Annotated in this window: 19 protein-coding genes; 13 read left to right on the forward strand and 6 right to left on the reverse strand. The window is 45.4% G+C overall.

Annotated elements, in window-relative coordinates; all coding sequences use genetic code 11:
• Positions 1-392: 392 nt before the first annotated feature.
• Entirely contained in the window at positions 393-707 is a 315-nt protein-coding gene (locus NDI44_RS05065; RefSeq protein ID WP_190412631.1) for an RNA-binding protein, read from the reverse strand.
• Positions 708-1,164: 457 nt separating this feature from the next.
• On the opposite strand from NDI44_RS05065, the gene NDI44_RS05070 reads away from it, so the two are divergent.
• The 7 genes from NDI44_RS05070 to NDI44_RS05100 all read left to right on the forward strand — a co-directional run bounded on the left by NDI44_RS05070 (position 1,165) and on the right by NDI44_RS05100 (position 8,253).
• Positions 1,165-2,421, forward strand: coding sequence for an MFS transporter (locus NDI44_RS05070; RefSeq protein WP_190412632.1), 1,257 nt, complete (start codon positions 1,165-1,167; stop codon positions 2,419-2,421).
• A gap of 340 nt (positions 2,422-2,761) precedes the next feature.
• Positions 2,762-4,624, forward strand: coding sequence for a biosynthetic-type acetolactate synthase large subunit (ilvB, locus tag NDI44_RS05075; protein ID WP_190412633.1), 1,863 nt, complete (start codon positions 2,762-2,764; stop codon positions 4,622-4,624).
• Between the two features lie 318 nt (positions 4,625-4,942).
• Positions 4,943-5,572 carry a Crp/Fnr family transcriptional regulator gene (locus NDI44_RS05080; RefSeq protein WP_190412634.1) on the forward strand — a complete coding sequence of 210 codons (630 nt, stop codon included), beginning with the start codon at positions 4,943-4,945 and terminating at the stop codon, positions 5,570-5,572.
• A 24-nt stretch (positions 5,573-5,596) separates the two neighbouring features.
• Positions 5,597-6,217: a dienelactone hydrolase family protein gene (locus NDI44_RS05085; RefSeq protein WP_190412880.1), complete on the forward strand. Its 621-nt coding sequence runs from the start codon at positions 5,597-5,599 to the stop codon at positions 6,215-6,217.
• A 228-nt stretch (positions 6,218-6,445) separates the two neighbouring features.
• Complete coding sequence (locus tag NDI44_RS05090; protein ID WP_190412635.1) at positions 6,446-6,658, forward strand: DUF2555 domain-containing protein; 213 nt, start codon at positions 6,446-6,448, stop codon at positions 6,656-6,658.
• Positions 6,659-7,882, forward strand: coding sequence for a bifunctional phosphopantothenoylcysteine decarboxylase/phosphopantothenate--cysteine ligase CoaBC (gene coaBC, locus NDI44_RS05095; RefSeq protein ID WP_190412636.1), 1,224 nt, complete (start codon positions 6,659-6,661; stop codon positions 7,880-7,882).
• 11 nt (positions 7,883-7,893) lie between these two features.
• The gene (locus NDI44_RS05100; RefSeq protein WP_190412637.1) at positions 7,894-8,253 is read left to right on the forward strand and encodes an S-adenosylmethionine decarboxylase; all 360 of its coding nucleotides are present in this window, start codon (positions 7,894-7,896) and stop codon (positions 8,251-8,253) included.
• Between the two features lies 1 nt (position 8,254).
• On the opposite strand, the gene NDI44_RS05105 is transcribed toward NDI44_RS05100, so the two are convergent.
• From NDI44_RS05105 to NDI44_RS05125, 5 genes are all read right to left on the reverse strand, one after another.
• Entirely contained in the window at positions 8,255-9,106 is an 852-nt protein-coding gene (locus NDI44_RS05105; RefSeq protein WP_190412638.1) for a DUF350 domain-containing protein, read from the reverse strand.
• A gap of 42 nt (positions 9,107-9,148) precedes the next feature.
• On the reverse strand, positions 9,149-10,201 hold the full coding sequence (locus NDI44_RS05110; RefSeq protein WP_190412639.1) for a peptidoglycan bridge formation glycyltransferase FemA/FemB family protein: 1,053 nt from the start codon (positions 10,199-10,201) through the stop codon (positions 9,149-9,151).
• Positions 10,194-11,657 (reverse strand): spermine synthase, encoded by a 1,464-nt coding sequence (locus NDI44_RS05115; protein ID WP_190412640.1) that lies wholly within the window; start codon positions 11,655-11,657, stop codon positions 10,194-10,196. The genes NDI44_RS05110 and NDI44_RS05115 overlap by 8 nt, the downstream gene beginning before the upstream one ends.
• 7 nt (positions 11,658-11,664) lie before the next feature.
• On the reverse strand, positions 11,665-12,294 hold the full coding sequence (locus NDI44_RS05120) for a DUF4178 domain-containing protein (RefSeq protein ID WP_190412641.1): 630 nt from the start codon (positions 12,292-12,294) through the stop codon (positions 11,665-11,667).
• A 198-nt stretch (positions 12,295-12,492) separates the two neighbouring features.
• Positions 12,493-13,878 (reverse strand): serine/threonine-protein kinase, encoded by a 1,386-nt coding sequence (locus tag NDI44_RS05125; protein ID WP_190412642.1) that lies wholly within the window; start codon positions 13,876-13,878, stop codon positions 12,493-12,495.
• A 166-nt stretch (positions 13,879-14,044) separates the two neighbouring features.
• On the opposite strand from NDI44_RS05125, the gene NDI44_RS05130 reads away from it, so the two are divergent.
• From NDI44_RS05130 to NDI44_RS05155, 6 genes are all read left to right on the forward strand, one after another.
• Entirely contained in the window at positions 14,045-14,176 is a 132-nt protein-coding gene (locus tag NDI44_RS05130; protein WP_277877560.1) for a hypothetical protein, read from the forward strand.
• Positions 14,158-14,304: a hypothetical protein gene (locus NDI44_RS05135; protein WP_242037054.1), complete on the forward strand. Its 147-nt coding sequence runs from the start codon at positions 14,158-14,160 to the stop codon at positions 14,302-14,304. Before NDI44_RS05130 ends, NDI44_RS05135 begins: the two co-directional genes overlap by 19 nt.
• A 291-nt stretch (positions 14,305-14,595) precedes the next feature.
• Positions 14,596-15,507 (forward strand): putative selenate ABC transporter substrate-binding protein, encoded by a 912-nt coding sequence (locus NDI44_RS05140; RefSeq protein ID WP_190412643.1) that lies wholly within the window; start codon positions 14,596-14,598, stop codon positions 15,505-15,507.
• Positions 15,508-15,698: 191 nt separating this feature from the next.
• The gene (locus NDI44_RS05145; protein ID WP_339380679.1) at positions 15,699-15,968 is read left to right on the forward strand and encodes a GNAT family N-acetyltransferase; all 270 of its coding nucleotides are present in this window, start codon (positions 15,699-15,701) and stop codon (positions 15,966-15,968) included.
• Positions 15,953-16,732 (forward strand): phosphonate ABC transporter ATP-binding protein, encoded by a 780-nt coding sequence (locus NDI44_RS05150; protein ID WP_190412644.1) that lies wholly within the window; start codon positions 15,953-15,955, stop codon positions 16,730-16,732. Before NDI44_RS05145 ends, NDI44_RS05150 begins: the two co-directional genes overlap by 16 nt.
• 143 nt (positions 16,733-16,875) lie before the next feature.
• On the forward strand, positions 16,876-18,585 hold the full coding sequence (locus NDI44_RS05155) for an ABC transporter permease subunit (RefSeq protein ID WP_190412881.1): 1,710 nt from the start codon (positions 16,876-16,878) through the stop codon (positions 18,583-18,585).
• Positions 18,586-18,933 lie beyond the last annotated feature (348 nt).

The raw sequence follows: 18,933 nt of genomic DNA on the forward strand, positions 1-18,933 counted from the left end.
AAGCCCAACACTTACAGGGGTGACGCGATCGCTTAGCCCATCCCACAAATAATTAATCCTACTTACTGACTAGGTCTTGGGGTTGGGAGCAATGTATTTAATTAGCTTTTCCCCTTACGGCTCTGTCAATCTTAATTAAAGGAGTAGGGAATTTGCGACTAAAAAGTTTCTAAAACCCGTCAAAATTTTATTGAATCAGCACTATTTAATACCTGATGCCAACAAAAATGTAAAGGAAGGTTAACAATTCAGGATTTTAGAAATGTCAGCATTTTTAAATAAAAATCCACTGCTAGAACGCCCATTCTATATATAGAAAGTAAAAACAGCGTGGAGCAGTGGAAGTGTCAATCTGCTGGAGACTAGACTTGTTAATGTTTTTGTCTTAAAACTTAGTAGCGCCGAGAGAAGCCACCGCTACTGGGTCTGCGATTACCACCGCCGCCGCCAGAGGGTCCTCTATCTTCACGAGGTTTGGCTTTGTTAACTTTCAAATCTCGACCCATCCACTCCGCTCCATCTAGAGCTTCAATGGCAGCCGTTTCTTCAGCTTCAGTTTCCATTTCTACAAAACCGAAACCCCGTGGGCGGCCTGTCTCGCGGTCAGTGGGTAGCTGAACCCGCTTAACAGTTCCGTATTCGGCAAAAACTTGGCTGAGGTCTTCTTGGGTGACGTCGTAGGATAGGTTGCCTACATAGATTGACATGGAAGTATCTCGCTTTCTGCAGATGGTGTAGAGACTTAGATTCGGAGAGACGCCTGTCAACGTAGACAACCAACTCACTTAGCCGAATTAAATTCTCAGTGATTAACTTAGCACAGGATCGGGCTTCAGGCATTCGCCATCAAGGAAAACAATATGAAATTTGTCAAGGGAATGATTTCGTAATTTAAAGAGTGACAATTTTCTGCGAAGCATTGCGGTTTATACACAAGGTAAAAACAACAGCTATACAGGGGTTCTAACCGCTACGGATGCGGGAAAAGTCATGGGTTTTGGAATCTTTACGAGACTGGATGCTTCTTAGCATATAGAGTGGGATAGCGATTATGGCAGATGTGGCTTTTAAGAACTTTGACAAAAAGTGGCTACTCGACTGGCACAAGTGACTCTCGCCAGCGCACACTTAAAGATGTACTCAAGAGGCTCCTGAACTCTTCTTATGTTTCCAGCTGAACCTCCGGCTTCTGGTAGCGGCTTTCGCGCTCTGATGAAGAATCGGCCTTTTCTCATTCTTTGGGTAGGGCAGATCGTGTCTCAGGTAGCAGACAAGGTCTTCTTCATTTTGTTGATTGCGTTGCTGGAAAACTATCAGACGTCGCTGATGGGGGCAAATTCTATGCGTTCCGCCATCATGGTAGCTTTCACACTACCTGCAATCTTCTTTGGCTCAGCTGCCGGTATTTTTGTAGATCGCTTTCCAAAGAAGCAAATTATGGTGGCTTCTGATTGGATTCGCGCTTTATTGATACTATTGCTTCCGATATTGCCAAAGCAGTTTTTAGTTCTCTTAGTAATTACGTTTTTGCTCTCGACAGTTACGCAATTTTTTGCCCCAGCAGAGCAGGCGGCGATTCCCCTATTGGTCAAGCGCGAAAATTTAATGACAGCAAACGCGCTGTTTACAACCACCATGATGGGGTCTCTGATTGTCGGTTTCTCTGTGGGCGAGCCGCTGTTGAGTCTAGCCGGAACTTGGGGGGGAACCTATGGTCAAGAATTCTTGGTGGCGCTTCTGTACCTGTTGGCTGCTGGTCTCAGCCAGTTAGTGAAAGTCGTAGAAGCTCCGATTCCGATTGAGTCGATCGCAGTTCATCCTTGGAATGATCTTAAAGAAGGCTTCCGTTATTTATGGAAAAAACGCCTGGTTCGGACTGCGATGGTACAACTGACGATTCTATATTCGGTGTTTGCGGCTTTAACTGTACTGGCAATTGAGCTGGCAAAGGAAATTGGTCTCAATGAGCCGGGTCAATTTAGCTTTTTATTATCCGCTGCTGGGGTGGGTATGGTCTTTGGTGCGGGGGTGTTGGGGCATTGGGGCGATCGCTTCCACCACAAGCCTTTGCCTCTATTGGGTTTTTTGAGTATGGGCTTTGTGTTGGGTGTGTTTACGTTGACGACAAATCTCTGGATGGGCTTAGGATTAAGTGCGCTGTTGGGGCTGGGTGCCTCGCTCATTGGCGTACCCATGCAAACTCTGATTCAAGCCTCAACGCCAGAAAATATGCGCGGCAAAGTCTTTGGGTTTCAGAATAATGCTGTCAATATTGCGCTGAGTGCGCCGCTAGCGATCGCTGGCCCACTTACGGATCAATTTGGTTTGCGAGGCGTTCTTTTGGGAATGAGCATTATTGTGAATATCGTTGGTGTCTGGGCGTGGCTCAGTACCCGTAATGTTTTGGAAGATGTCATCTAGCTTGAGAGGACTGAGGAGTAACATCTTGTAGCCAGTCCTTCCTAGAAACGCCTTTGCCTTTTGCTGGGTAAGGGGACGCGCTCAGCGTTACAACCCGATTGAAGGCGCGTTCATTAAGTCAGCCGCCCTTAGCCAGTATCCTTGGCGCACCTCCTTCTTGGCGGCGTGAACCGAAACAATAAACCTTAAAGTCACAGAAAATAAACACTCGCGAGTTTTTGGGGGGTTAATCCCTCGACAGGAATTGATATCAGGATTAGACTTAAGAATTAAACCCCTATTTCTAATGCTGAATTAGATAGAAATCTTAAAAAAGAACGTAGCTATAGTGAGAGGTTTCATGGTGCGATCGCAAAGCGTCTCGGAAAAAGAATCAATACGTCAAATGAGCAGCCGCAGAACAGGTGCCTTTGCCCTGATTGACAGTCTGAAGCGTCACGGTGTTGAACATATTTTTGGCTATCCGGGTGGTGCAATTCTGCCGATATACGATGAACTGTATCGGGCACAAACGGATGGCGGGATTCATCACATTCTGGCAAGACACGAGCAAGGCGCGGCTCACGCGGCGGATGGTTATGCTCGTGCCACTGGCAAGGTAGGTGTCTGTTTTGCCACGTCTGGCCCTGGGGCAACGAACCTAGTGACAGGCATTGCAACAGCCCACATGGACTCGATTCCAATGGTGGTAGTCACGGGGCAGGTGGCTCTTAACGCGATTGGCAGCGATGCGTTTCAGGAAACCGATATTTTCGGAATTACGCTGCCGATTGTGAAACACTCCTATGTTGTGCGCGATCCCGAAGACATGGCGCGGATTGTGGCAGAAGCGTTCCACATCGCCAGTACGGGACGTCCGGGACCCGTGTTGATTGATGTGCCCAAAGATGTGGCATTAGCGGAATTTGACTATGTGCCGGTGGAGCCGGATACGGTGAGATTGCCGGGATATCGTCCTACAGTGAAGGGCAATCCTCGTCAGATCAATGCAGCGTGTACCTTACTTCGGCAAGCACGGCAGCCGTTGCTGTATGTGGGGGGAGGCGCGATTACATCTGGTGCCCATGCAGAAATTCAGGAACTGGCGGAACTCTTCCAAATCCCCGTAACAACGACGTTGATGGGCATTGGTGCATTTGACGAGAACCATCCCCTCTCACTGGGAATGTTGGGGATGCACGGCACCGCCTACGCTAACTTTTCAGTGAGCGAGTGCGACTTGCTGATTGCGGTGGGAGCTAGATTTGATGACCGAGTGGCGGGTAAGTTGGATGAATTTGCTTCTCACGCCAAGGTCATTCATATTGACATCGACCCCGCAGAAGTCGGAAAAAATCGCGCTCCGGAAGTTCCCATTGTCGGCGATGTGCGGAACGTGTTGATTGACTTGCTGCGCCGATGTCAGGAAACCAACGCGGCTTTTGAGCCAAATCAAACGAAAGCATGGCTGGAACGCATTAATCGCTGGCGGGAAGACTATCCCCTCGTGGTGCCCCAATACCCCGATAGTCTGGCACCGCAAGAGGTGATTTCAGAACTAGCGAATCAAGCTCCCCAAGCCTACTACACGACAGACGTAGGTCAGCACCAAATGTGGGCGGCGCAATTTCTCAAAAATGGGCCGCGTCGGTGGATTTCTAGTGCCGGTTTAGGCACGATGGGGTACGGGATGCCAGCGGCGATGGGTGCTAAGGTAGCGCTGCCAAACGAACAGGTGATTTGTATTAGCGGCGATGCCAGTTTCCAGATGAATTTACAGGAACTGGGCACACTGGCACAATACGGCATAAATGTCAAGACTGTTATTATCAATAATGGCTGGCAGGGAATGGTGCGTCAGTGGCAAGAGGCGTTCTACGGAGAGCGTTACTCGTCCTCAAATATGGAAGTGGGGATGCCGGATTTTGTGATGCTGGCAAAGGCATTCGGGATTAAAGGAATGTCGATCCGCGATCGCTCGGAACTGAAAGATGCGATCGCCGAAATGTTGGCTCACAATGGCCCCGTTTTGCTGGAAGCCCGAGTTAAACGGGACGAAAACTGTTACCCAATGGTGGCTCCTGGCAAGAGTAACGCTCAAATGATTGGCTTGCCAGAACGCCGCAAGTTGGAAAAAGCCACAGAGCTAGTCTATTGCAGCGGTTGCGGTGCGAAAAACATCGCCAGCAACAACTTCTGTCCGGATTGCGGCACCAAAATCTAAGGGTAATCAGTGATTGGTGATGAGTTTTTGACCAATTGCTGATGGATTCTTAGCGTTTGGATTACCGATTTTTTCCTTTGGAGTATTAAACAGAGACTGGCTATCAATCGCCAGTCTCTTTATTTTTAGGGTGAATCTGGAACAATTTAGATGCGATCGCCTTTACCTTTCAAAGGTGCGATGGCACCATCTAAAAGGATTCGCACACTGTTTTTTAAGCCTTTAGTAATCAAAAGATTACTTATCCTTTACCTTTGGGGGTTACAGTGGCAGTGGCTATCCATCGCCAAATTTTCATAGCTGGAAATAATTACAGCCATGCCTCCAACTTCCAAAGCAGTTCTAGCAATCGATCAATACGATCCCAATGAAGGGCGTCGTTTGCATTTTTATGCCAAGGGAGACCTAATTCCCCTCGTGCCACAGGGCATTTGGCAGATCGATCGAGGTTTGGTGCAGCTGAGTACCCTTTGCCCGAATGGTGAAGAAGTGTTGCTGGGTTGGGCAGGAACTGCAACATTCTTTGGTCTTTGGATGACCTTGCTGCAAGCCTATCAGGCAACGGCGCTCTGTGATGTCTACTTAAGATGGTTTTCAGTCACAGAAATTGAAGCTTCCCCACGTCTAGCTCAGATGATTTTGCCGCAAATGGGACGACGGATGCGGCAAGCAGAGGCACTTTTAGCCATTGTCGGACAGCGACGGGTCGAAGATCGCTTGCAGCGACTGTTGTTGCTGTTAAAAAAAGAAATCGGTCAACCTGTGGCGGGTGGAACTCGTCTGGGGGCACGCCTCACCCATCAACATATCGCCAGTGCCATCGGTACCACCCGCGTGACAATCACGCGATTGCTCAGCAAGCTACAGCAACAGGGATCGATTAGCCTGGATTGCGATCGCCACATTATCCTAAAAGATGAGAGCTTTGCCAGCATCTCTGATTGGTGAGTCGCATTTGTTAGGAGTAAGCTTCTGTCTCTCTCAGTAATTTCGGTTCCATCGGCAACGAATCAACAGCCCGCTGGGTTGATTGTCGTATTGCATGGCTTTGGAGGGAATGCCCAACAGTTGGCATCCTTAGCCCCATTTTTGAATTTACCGGAGTATCAGTTTTTGGTGCCCGATGCCCCTTTTACAAATCCCTATGTAGCGGGGGGGCGAATGTGGTACGAATTTGGAAAGCCAGGAGGTTCGCAGTCTGCGGATTTAGTCAAAAGTCAGCAAATGCTAACTGAGTGGCTCAAATCTTTAGAAAGTTGTACCGGAGTCCCTCTTTCACGCACAATTTTGTGTGGATTTTCTCAAGGCGGAGCAATGACGCTGGATGTAGGATTGAATTTACCTTTAGCGGGTTTAGTCGTGTTGAGCGGCTATTTGCATCCTCTCTCTCCAAAACCTGATGCGACTTATCCACCTGTATTAATTTTGCATGGGAGACAAGATTCTGTGGTGCCGCTGAGTGCTGCCCAGAAGGCACGGGACGCTTTAACAGCACTAGGAATATCGGTACAATACCAGGAATTTGATATGGGGCATGAGGTTCAACCGGCAGCTTTAGAAGTGATGCGGAAGTTTGTCAAGGCAAATATCTGATCGGCGCTAGCCGCTAATAGCAGTCGTCAAAGTGAAATGGGTAGTGGGTGTCGAGTCTTCCCTTCCATTCCCCATTCCCACTCGGTGAAATCTCCGGTTTAAAGCTAGTAGACCCGCTAACTTGACGTTTTTTATATTAAGCGATCGCCAGTAATGGCGTTAAGATAAAATGGTTTGTTGCATCTGTATAATACATGGCACAGATGCAGATTGAGGGAGGCGCGGTCAATGACAACTGTTAGCATTTCCAACCGGGATATTTCTGCTGTAACGGCAACTGAAGTGGAACATCTGGCTGTACGGCTAGAGCAAGATAATTACACCAATCCTTTTGAAGGATTGGATGATTGGCATTTGCTCAGAGCGATCGCTTTTCAACGTCCAGATTTAGTTGAACCCTACCTCTACCTACTGGATTTTCAACCCTTCGATGAAGCTTAAATGCAAAGTGGCAGACGAGTTCTCATAGGGATAGGCGGCGGTATCGCCGCCTATAAAGTTTGTGAGGTAATTTCGGCGCTTGCGAAAACTGGGGTGGAAGTTCGCGCAATTCTTACTGATTCTGCTCAAGCATTTATCACTCCCCTAACCGTGGCAACGCTGTCCCGTCATCCTGCTTATACGGATGAAAATTTCTGGCAACCGACACGCGGACGGCCTTTGCATATTGAGTTAGGAGAATGGGCAGAGGTTTTTGCGATCGCTCCTCTAACTGCGAATACCTTAGGCAAGTTGGCTTATGGTTTCGCTGACAATCTGCTCACGAATACCGTCCTCGCTTCCACGTGTCCGGTGCTGTTAGCACCGGCAATGAATACGGATATGTGGGAACAGGTGGCAGTGCAACGCAATTGGCAACAGGTATTCGCAGATAAACGTTATCACGGTGTTGGTCCCGGTGCTGGACTGTTAGCTTGCGATCGCGTTGGTGCTGGACGCATGGCAGAACCTGCTGAAATCTTGCCGCAAATTACATCCCTATTGCACACTGGCGGTAAGCAAGATTTAGCCGGGAAACGAGTTTTAATTAGTGCTGGAGGAACGCGAGAGCATCTCGATCCGGTGCGCTTTATCGGAAATCCTTCTACTGGCAAAATGGGATTCGCATTGGCACAAGCGGCACTGCATCGCGGCGCATCTGTGACGCTGGTGCATGGGCCAATGGAGACGCAATTAATTGCCTCTTTACAATCTCTACAAAAGGCGAAATCGATTGGTGTGATGAGCGCTCACCAGATGCAGCAGGCGATGTTAGAGTGTTTTCCAGATGCTGATTTGATCGTGATGTCGGCGGCGGTGGCAGATGTGAAACCCGCCGAGTATAGTACCCAGAAATTGCCGAAGCGATCGCTTCCTGCTTCATTACCTCTAGAATCTGTACCCGATATCGTGGCAGAATTGGCGAGTCTCAAACAGCCGCATCAAAAGTTAATTGGATTTGCCGCCCAGACTGGGGATATTGTTACGCCAGCCTTGGAGAAGTTGCAGAAGAAAAATTTGGATGCCATTGTTGCCAATCCCATCGATCAAGCCGATGCTGGTTTTGGCAGCGACAACAACCAAGCCGTATTTCTTGACAATCAAGGGCGCAAAGTAGAGATTGAACCCTGTAGTAAATTGCAGATGGCTCACGCTTTATTTGACTTTGTTCAAGGTGCTGGCTAAAAGGACAAGCGGTGCTTAGATCCCATCATTTTTCAGCGATTCTCATCGCTTCTCCATCTATTTTTGATTGGACAGAAGCCGATTTCTTAGATTCATTAAAAAGTGCGGCTCAAGATGCCCATCTAACTCCCGTTGGTCAGCTTTCTTTTACTTTTCAACCACAGGGAGTATCAGCAGTTCTCTTACTGGAAGAATCTCACGTCGCCTTGCATTTTTGGCCTGAAGAAGGGAAAGTTACCGTTGATATCCATGTGTGTGATTATCAGCAGGATAATTACGAAAAAGCAAAAACTCTTGCTGAATTACTTACTTTGGAGATTGGCGACAATTCCAATAATGAGCAGTGGAAATATTTCTGCGTTACTAGTTAATTTAAACAGCCCAAGCGATTAAAAATGAAGCCGCAATATAAGCAAAAGCTTCAATTAGTCCAGCACCCAAGTTCGGGATTTGTTGACGTGCAATTTCGTCTGATATTTTTACTCCTGGCACTAAAATTAAATCTGCTACCCAGCGAATTACAATCAGTGAGGCTAAGCAAAATAGGAGTGTTAAACCATATTGAGTAAAACTAATTACCCAATTTTGAAACTCGGCGGCAAATGCTACGCGCACGATATTACCTGTGGCAATAAGTAAGCCCGCTAACGCCACACCAGCAGCAGGATTATGGCGCCTTTCAATCTCTCCAAATACATTGTATTTAGTGACACGAGGATAGAGAACGCTCACCAAAACGAGTACGCCTAAGCCAACGATCCAGCAGACAAACCCTACCAGCCAAGTGCCACTTTCCCCGCCGAGTGCGGCGCTGAGAATGAGTCCATTAGCGATGTGATTGCCAAATTCTACAGCAGCAGCGCCTGTGTTCCGTTCTTCAAGAATTTCGCGCTTACAATCAAAGCAACGCAAAATTAAGCGATCGCCTACCCAAGCGCCAGCCAACATGAATAAAATGACTGTTGCGCCATAGCTTACCAAATTGAGTAATTTGTCCTGCCAATTGCCTGAAGGTTGTCCTAAAACACCACCCAGCGCAATGACGATACCGAGGTAATATCCGACAAGAGCGATCGCTACGGCTGGATTATCCTTAACAAATAGTTCCAAGTTTAATTCTATGCGACGAAATAGTTTTTGGTAAGCGAGTTGTCCCAGCCAGAACAACCCAAAGCCTACAACTAGCTCTAGAAGAATAAATCCTAATTGACTAACTTGTTCCACTACTTAACTCCTTCTCAATATTTCTTTATTATTTAATTAATTTTATATTTTTAAGTGTTTTAATAAGCCAATCATTGTATCTGCTAGTTGGCCATAAAAAAAGTAATCATGAGCACCAATAGTTTTTACTGGTACGCCACCAAACTGACTTTTAAAACGGGAAAATTTTGCATAGCTATGATTAGGATCGTGAGTAAAACCATAGAAATCATAGAAAGTGCAACCGCGTGATTTTGCCCGTTGCATTGCAGCCCAGTGTAAACTGTAAGTTGCCATGACTTCCGGATGTTCAAAACTACGTCCGCCGTAGAGATAAGTTGCGCGATCGCCCCAATAAACAACTAAGATAGCTGCTAATATTTTTCCTTGCCAGATTGCGAAACCTAGCTCTGCCATATTTGCCTTAAATAAGGTTTGGCAAAGATTAATGAAAAATTTGTAGGGTTCACCAAAAAACTGCTGGCGTTTTACCGTTTCCCAAAAAATATCGTAAAACACAGGAATTGCCTGTGAGTCTGTTCTAAATTCAGTTTCTACACCATGACGCCAACTCAAACGCAAATTATATCGTCCTTTTGGCTTCATAGTTGCTAACATTTCAGTTTCTGTTAATTGTAAATCAATTAACAGAGTTTCCGAGGGCAATAAATCAGCAGGGGCACGCATAAACCCGGAAAGGCAATCTAGTTTTTGCTGCCATAAAGGTTCAATTCGTAGGGCAACCGCTCCTATTTTTTCAGCTAAAGATACCGCTTCTTTCACTAATATCTGCATTCCTTCTTTTTCCAATTTTTCAGGTAGCAGAGGGGCACCGGGAGCAACTAATAAATTGGCTTTATTAGGATGGGGATAAAAATAAAAAATGCATCCTCCCAATAATTCTTGCTTGTAAAATAAACCATAACGGAAGGTTTTGTATCCTTCCAATTCTTTGAAATCTGCCCAAGCCCAAGACTGCATAAAGCATCCTGCGGGAGCAGTTTGCACAAGCAAGTCCCAATGATGGCGTTCTTCTGAATTTAGTAGTCTAAGGGTTAAAGATAATTCCTCTAATTGAATTTTGTGCCCATTATTTACATCTAAAATGTCAGTCATTATTCGAGCGATTTGTTAATAAGTTTATCAACCAAATACCACCAGCCGCCGTCAAAACAAATCCTATAGTTCTATTAAACCAACTCCAGTCTCCTTCGCTATAATAAGTATTTCCTCCCGAATAGCCGCTAGAGCCAGGAGAATGGCTACTTCCTGAATAGTATCCCTTGGCAAACACAGCATCTGGAGATGCTAAATTGGCCATTAATAAAGTTACTGAGAGCATCATAATAAATTCTGCTGCTCGTGGTGATAGCGTTAAAATTTGCTGTCCAGTGCGGATTTTATCAGACAATTGTTTTAGTTCAGCGGCAATCTGAGGCGGCAGTTCTTGAGCACGTTCTAAAATACTTCCCAATAAACGTGATAAATCGATTTCTGATAGTAATTTTTGAAGGTGGGCTAACCATTCTGCTGTCATCTTTGGGTTGTGATAAGGATGTTGTACCGGCAATAGTTTGCTAGTATCTATCTCATTACCCTGAACTTCTTCTAACCACCTTTGGGCGGTTGATTCTAGCTGAAGGAGATCCCGCAACCCTATCAGTCCAGTTCCAGCTTCTTCAATGTCTAAAAAATTAATGGTTTTTTCATCAATTGCTTCGATAATTTGAGGCGATTGAATATGAGGATTTAGTAAGTAGTAAAATAGCTGCGGGCAATCCAGAGTGTGAATATTGACGCTGTGGCGGCTATGCGCGATCGCATTCTCAAACTCAAACACTTTTAGCAGATTTTTAAGCGCGATCGCTTGTAAATTTTCAGGTAGGGTAATTCCTTCTAGTTCAGCACGTTGAATTGTAACTGGAGACGCTAAGAAGAACCCCCAATTGCCGTAATCATGCCGCTGAAAGGATGGAATTGCTAGTTGTAAAGGCTTTGCCATCAATCCGGCAGCTAACAAGGTTTGATATAAACACCAAAAACCTGTTGTCCGATTTTCTGGAGAAACACCATTCGTGCTAATAATTCCACCTGGATAAAGAACCCGACTAATCGTTTTAAACCATTCTTGGCTGTATATCGCCGTATCTTCTGTACAACTAGGATAAGTAAAATCGCAAATAATGACGTGATAAGATTTTTCTTTAATTGTCGATAAAAACTCAAAAGCTTCTTGCGTGTAGATTGTCAAGCGATCGCTTTCTAAGCTGCCATCATTAAATTCCTTAAATACATTTTTACCGAGTTCTAAAACTTCTGGATTGTAATCTACTAAATCAACGTGACTCACTTCAGGAAATCGCAACACATCCCGTGCAGCTAATCCATCTCCGCCGCCACAAATCAAGACTTGCAACTCTGTGTGAGGAAATCGTTTGACTGCCAGCGCTACCGATGGGATCACTAAATACTCGTGATAAATGGCTTCATCAGCGGTATCAAATTGCAAATCACCATTGATATAAAAAGCCAATCCGTTGTTATGTTGTTCAATAAATAAAGATGTAGGCATTTTTTTACTATCCGAATACCATCAACAATATTCCGCAAGCCATCATGAAACTGGCTACTAATGCTTGGAAAATCACGCTTTCCAAAAAACTCTTCTTCGCTCCTCGTTCAATGTGAGAAAAATCTTCTGGTTTTACTATTTTGGTAGAGTAAATATGTCGTTTGCCATCAGGCCAAGCTTCAATTGCTAAATTCCATTGATGATCCTTGTCCCAATAATCCCACGTAATTCGAGATGTCTCCTCTTCATCTCCTTCATAATTACCCTTGGTTGATGATTCAAAGTAATAGCGTTTACCCAAGGCTTGTAATTCTGGGTAAGGCATTTTTCCTCCTTGCATATCGTGCCAAAAACGAATAGCCAAATTATTCAGTGATTCTGGTTCAAATATCTTAGGGTCTGAAATTTCTTCGGCAAGATACCAATTGACTAAGGATTCAGGATTTTGCGGATCAATTTCTCGTAGCAAGTAGTATTCTTTTCCTGCCTGAGATTTTAGCAACCACTCCGTTGTTTCATATCCATAGGAATCGTCATAAGTGCTGTATTCTTTAATCTGCCACTGAACGCCATAATATTTTATGCGATCGCCTGGACGTAAATTTTCAAGTTGAGTTTTCGTAGTAATGGGATACATAAAATTTTGCTCTGCTAAAATTTTGTTTGAATGTAGAAAAAATCTTGAGTTTAAGTTTATTTTATTAAAATAATATCCGGCATTTTTGCTGGTTAATAGAGCGACTTAGCGTAGGCAGCATTTATTATATTCACACAGCTCTTAACTTCATAAAATAATCAATAAGACTTCATAAAAATATTAATTTTTTATAATCATCTACTCAAGGCGATAGAAGAGGTTCAATAACCCGACCCACCAACCAACTTCACAAAAAACATATCCGCTAGGAAGATGACCTGCGGGAGCGCGATCGCAATCAAAGATAAATTCTTCATAAGGAACCCAAGCGCCATCAATCCGCCATCCGACGCGATCGCCTAAAATACACAAAATCTCATAATTTGCGCTTCTCGTCCCTCCGATCCTTTCCCAGATATATTTTTGGACGCTAAAACCAAAGCGTCCTTTGCTGTGTTTTATCCAAAGTTGGTTAATGATCCGAAGGTCTGACATTGGAAAATTTTTGATATCTTCCACTCTCAGCCAACCTTCTGTTTCTCGACCAGAAATTTTCAGCATAACCGTCGTGGTTTCTTCATCCGCTTCTTGCCACTTTCCTAACGCTAAAAAAGTCTGTAGTTGCCGGTAATCTATCTTTGACGCTGAACTTTGCCGATTTGTTAAAAAATTCCGATTTGTAGCGATCGAACTGGCATTATAAGTTTTTGAAACCGGAATATTGCTAGATACTGGCTGCTTAAAACTGTAAGTAGAAATCTTATTAAGATTAAGCAATTCTAGCCACTCCTGCACCGACTGAGGGCGTTCCTCCGCTTGAAATTCCATCCCTTTAAGAATTGCCTGATTGGCTAAATTACTAATACTGGAATTGAGGCGTTGCGGTGAATTTAACCGAATCCCCGCAGCTCTCGCAGGCGCAGGTAGCGGGACTTCTCCAGTCAGCAAATAGTAGAGCGTCGCCGCGAGTGCATAAACATCCGTATACTCGCCCCGTCTTGCTTGCTGAGCATACTGTTCAATTGGAGCAAAGCCTGGAGTAAAGGTTTGCGTATGAGTCTGCGTTATATCGGGGATAAATTCCCTAGCAATGCCAAAATCAATCAGTACCGCCTGGAATTCTTCGGCACGCACCATGATATTAGATGGCTTCACATCCCGATGCAAAAAGCCCCTGTCGTGGATGAAAGTTAGTGCGTCACCAATCTGGCGGATGTAGTGTAATGCTTCGGTTTCCGACAAAACACCCAGATTAAGTACGCGCTGCTCTAAGTTTTCTCCTTCAACATACTCCATCGCCATGCAAGGTAACTGTCCTTCAGAGAAGGCATTGTCAATCTGCACAATATTAGGGTGTCGGCACACAGCGAGTCGCAGCGCTTCTTTCTGGAAATCTCGATTAAATTTGTCTCGGTACGCTGTAAATTCGCGTTTAGTCAGTACCCGTTCATTCAGCGTCTTGATGACGACAAAATTCCCTTTTTTGTCCCTAGCTAGAAAAGTGATGCCATAGCCTCCTTCTCCTAGCACCCTTTCAACGATGTATCTTCCACCATGCAACATCTGCCCAGAGGCCCAAACCATTCCTCACACTTTCCCTGACACTTAGGCTAATTTTGCCATACCCTTGGTGCCAGTTTTGTTAAGTATTTGACCTATTCTAGAAGGCTCCATAACGGAAGGAAACAAAGGTGAGAGAAGAGCGATCGCTCTTATTTTTGAGTGCTATATTCGGCGTAGAAACGCCTAGATGAAGGCAATTGTTATGACTCAGGAACTCATGGATTTACGAAATAGCATCATTGAGGGACGCGACAAAGAAACTTTGACGATTTTAGGGGGGCTGGATTGGATGAAGAAAAGGTGGATAGAACTCAGATAATCCTGACAGCTCAACAATTACTTGCTTTGACGTATGCTCATTCAGCAAGTATTTTACCAGACATGATTGATGAGTATTTAACTCAGTTACCGGGCGGGCAAGATTGGCTTGAAGACAGGCGCGAATAGAGAATGCGATCGCTTGCCCTTCTTTTGATTGCATTTATTCTCAGCAAGATAGGTGATCTCAAAGCCACCTTTACCCAAATGCCTCTCAATAATATATCGCCCGCCCTGCAACTTCTGCCCAGGATGCCAAACCATTGCTAAAGCCGCCTCGACACTAGGGTTAATTTTGGCATAAGGGTAGCCGTTCGCTTACACTGACTTCTGGCACCTGCGCTACACCCCATTTTCAGTAGGGGTCGCTTCTAGCGTAGGTTTGTATCGCCAGTCAAAATGAGGAGAGCCAAGTCAGGGATGAAAAAAATATTGTTGTCCGGTTTGTTGTTGCTACCGCTAGCAGCGTGTTCGCCCAGCCCATCCGGGACTTCCGTGACGAACGGTGGAACTGAGGCAAAGCCTCTGGCAATCGGTGCCATTCCCGATCAAGATCCGCAAAAGTTACAGCGTCAGTATGACAAGCTAGCTGCCTATCTGGAAAAGGAACTGGGTGTGCCGGTGGAGTATAAGCCGGTTACTGACTATACGGCGGCGGTTACTGTCTTTAAAGTAGGGGATTTGGATTTGGTTTGGTTTGGGGGATTGACAGGGGTGCAGGCACGGTTGCAGGTGCCCGGTGCGGAAGCGATCGCGCAACGCGACGTAGACGCCCAATTTCACAGTCTCTTCATCGCCAACAAAAAGGCTGGGCTGAAGCCATTTAAAGATATTTCTGGTTTACAACAACTAAAAAAACATAGCTTCACTTTTGGCAGCGAATCTTCAACATCCGGGCGTTTAATGCCTCAATATTTCTTGCAACAAGCTGGACTTAAGCTTGAAGATTTGAAAGGTCAAGCTGGTTTTTCTGGCGATCACGATAAGACGATTAAATTGGTGGAAGCAGGCACCTACGATGTCGGTGCTGTGAATGAAAGCGTCTGGAAAAAGCGAGTCGATGCCAAAGAAGTAGACTTGAACAAAGTAGAAGTCCTTTGGGAGACACCCGCTTACTACGACTATCACTGGGTCATTCATCCCGATGTCAAAGAGTACTACGGTGAAGATTTTGTTGAAAAAGTGCAAAACGCCTTTTTAAAACTAGACCCCAAGGTACCAGAGCAAAAAGAAATTCTTGACCTTTTACAAGCAACTAAATTTATTCCTACCCAAAACTCCAATTATGCTCAAATTGAGGAAATTGGTCGGGGAATTGGCAAAATAAAGTGATGTAAATGACAGAAGCTAACTTTAAAATTGCAGAAAACTCCGCTAGTGAAACTCTAGTGGAGTTTATCTGGGAATTCTACAAATTTGAACACCTAAAATTTGATAAATCCCTTGTTTGCAAGGGGTTAGCAAAGATTTTGCAGGATGATTCTCTAGGACGAGTGTGGCCGATCTAGCATGGCAACAAAGCGATTGGCTACATCGTCCTGACCTTTGGCTACAGTTTGGAATTTCGAGGACGTGATGCATTTATTGATGAACTTTACATCCGAGAGAGTTATCGGGGGCAAGGGGTAGGCATGAGCGTAATTCAGTTTATAGAAAGTGTTTGCCCTTCTCCAGAAATTCAAGCACTTTATTTAGAAGTCGAGCGGAAAAAGACAGCAGCACAAAATTTGTATCAGAAGGTTGGTTCTAAAGATCGCGATCGCTATCTCATGACTAAATGGATAGCAAACTAAGCAGAGAAAGGAACTCATCTGCGCCCGTATTTGAACTGAAAAACGTTTCTAAGCAATTTGGACGTTTTGAATCTCTCGCTGATATTAACTTGCAGATTTGGGCAGGCGATCGCGTGGCGCTGGTTGGTTCTAGCGGCGCGGGAAAAAGTACGCTGATTAATTTACTCAACGGTACGCTGCTACCCACTCAAGGAGAAGTCTGGGTACTGGGTCGAAACCTTGCTCATCTGCGTCCAAAGTCGCTGCGTCAAGTCCAGCGCCAGATTGGTACGATTTACCAACAATTTCACTTAGTTGATAATTTGCAGGTGATTCACAATGTCAATGCTGGACATCTAGGGCGCTGGTCGTTTTTCAAAGCAGTAGTTTCGCTGATTTATCCTTTAGAAGTCGAAACTGCTCATCAAGCTTTGGCACAGGTGGGGATTCCAGAAAAACTTTACGAACGTACTGATAGCCTTTCTGGCGGTCAACAGCAACGGGTAGCGATCGCTCGCGTCCTCGTGCAAAATCCCACCGCCATCCTTGCCGACGAACCCATTTCCAGCCTCGACCCCGAACGCAGCCGCGAGATTATGGACTTATTGCGCCAGTTGAGTATAGAAACCGGGAAAACTTTAGTCACCAGTGTCCACGCGATTGAATTTGCTCGGAGTCATTATCAGCGAATTATTGGTCTGCAACATGGGCGTATTTTGTTTGATATTCCCGCTGAAGACCTCTCGGATGCCATGATTGAAACTCTCTATAAAACCACGGGGTAATCCTAAATATTTCTATTTAAATTCCTCTGCATTTTTTGCATCTGTAGCGGTTTGATATCTAAAGCGTGCCACAAACAAGCGATCGCAAACTAACAAACCTCCCTCAGCGCCCCTCCCCGCTTAACTGGCGTACTGCATGGGGATTGCTGTTTGTCGCGTCCCTCATTTGGTCGTTGCACGTAGCAGGCGTATTCCAAGGGAATTTAATCAACTCAGGCGGCTGGAACCTCGTCTGGCGCTTTCTCGTAGCTGCATTTTCACCCGATCTCAGCCCGGAATTTCTCCAACTCACTCTAGATTCCACTCTGAAAACCCTCGCTTATGCCGTGTGTGGCACTTTCTTCAGCGTGCTGATTGGGTTGGTGGGGGGTGTTTTTTCTTCCGAGATATGGTGGCAATCTGTTTCAAATTCAAAACTCAAAACTCAAAACTCAAAACTTAAACCTCAGCCTCCTTGGGTGGTGGTACGAGGAGTTTTGGCAATCCCCAGAGCAATTCACGAGTTAATTTGGGGATTATTTTTTGTCAATATTTTTGGACTCGATCCGCTAGTAGCCGTGTTAGCGATCGCAATTCCTTTTGGTGCGATTACTGCCAAAGTCTTCTCGGAAATTCTAGACGAAACCCCCCGCCAGCCACTCATGGCACTCCTCAATAGTGGCGTCCCCCCTCTGAATGCTTTTGCCTATAGCTTGATTCCCCAAGCTTTTCTAAATCTGCTGTCTTACGCTTTCTATCGGTTTGAGTGTTCGATTCGTTCCGCCGCCGTATTGGGGATTATCGGTGCAGGTGGGCTGGGGTATCAAATTCTCCTCAGCCTCCAATCTCTGCGCTATGAGCAGATGTGGACGTTTTTGATTGCCCTGATTGTATTAAATGGTGCTACGGATTTTTGGAGTGCTTTGCTACGCCACCGTTTGGGTGCGCCGAGTCGCCTGGATTTGAATGTCCTAAATCTCCAAGGGCGCAAACAGCGATTTTATCAAAAAGATCCCGTCGTGCAGGTGTCCTTTCTCGGCGGCATTGTTTTAGTTATCTTCTCCTTCTGGTACGTCCAAGCTGATTTCTCAAAACTTTGGGCACCGCGAACCGCACAGCTATTGGCAGGAGTGTTTCAGGATGTCTTCCCACCGCATGGGAGTCAGGTAAGTCAACTATTTACCCTTTCGGCGCAAACCCTTGCCATGTCAATCCTGGCAATGACTGGGGCTGGATTAGGCGGCATTTTATTATCTTTTCCAGCCGCAAATAATTTCCTGTTGCCAGGAGGGATTTTAGATACTGGCAGAAGATCCAGCAAACTCCCCTCATCAAAGGGGACAGCGACTCTAATACCCGCCTTTTTAAGGGGGGCTAGGGGGGATCTACGAGCAACTGCTGTACTGATTTTTACCCGCTTCCTACTACTGTTTGCCCGTGCCGTCCCCGAACCTATTTGGGCGTTAATCTTTCTATTTGTATTGTTTCCAGGTATCTTACCGGGAGCGATCGCCCTCGGTTTACACAACTTAGGTATCCTAGGGCGTCTGATGGCGGAAGTGACGGAAAATCTAAATGAACGTCCCTTGCGATCGCTTAAAGCATTGGGCGCGAGTGGTTCCCAAGTCTTCCTCTACGGCGTCTTACCCCGCACTTTGCCCCGCTTTATCGCTTATATCCTCTACCGTTGGGAAGTCTGCATCCGCGCCACCGTCATCGTCGGATTAGTGGGTGCGGGTGGATTAGGTCGCTTGCTCGCGGAACAACTGAGTAGCTTTGACTACAAAGGTCTCCTGACAACTCTAATTGTGTTTCTCGCCCTCACTTTTATCGTAGATATGATTAGTGCCTCAGTACGACGGACATTAAGGTGATGCTGAGGAAAACTCAACCTTTACACCGTCAGACTGATGTAGACACCCGGTAAAAGTTCAACACTGATAATGTAACAAACAAAACATTTCCCAGTTACACCATCAATTCAGATTGATGGAAGAAATCGTTTTGTTGCGGAATTTTACATCATTTTTGAATGTATTTACAGCGCTTATCTAATTTTAACGAATCTCTAGAGCTAAAAATAGAAATAGCAGCCTGATATCCCTTCTGAAAACATTACCCGTCTGGTAAATAACCAAAGCAAATAGGCAAAAAGTTTTCATGAGAATTTCAAAATTCACAATTTCCCAGACGTTGTCAAGTCCATTTCCTGAAGATTAAAT

It is taken from the genome of Trichocoleus sp. DQ-A3 (genome assembly GCF_039961975.1).
Lineage (GTDB): Bacteria > Cyanobacteriota > Cyanobacteriia > Cyanobacteriales > FACHB-T130 > FACHB-T130.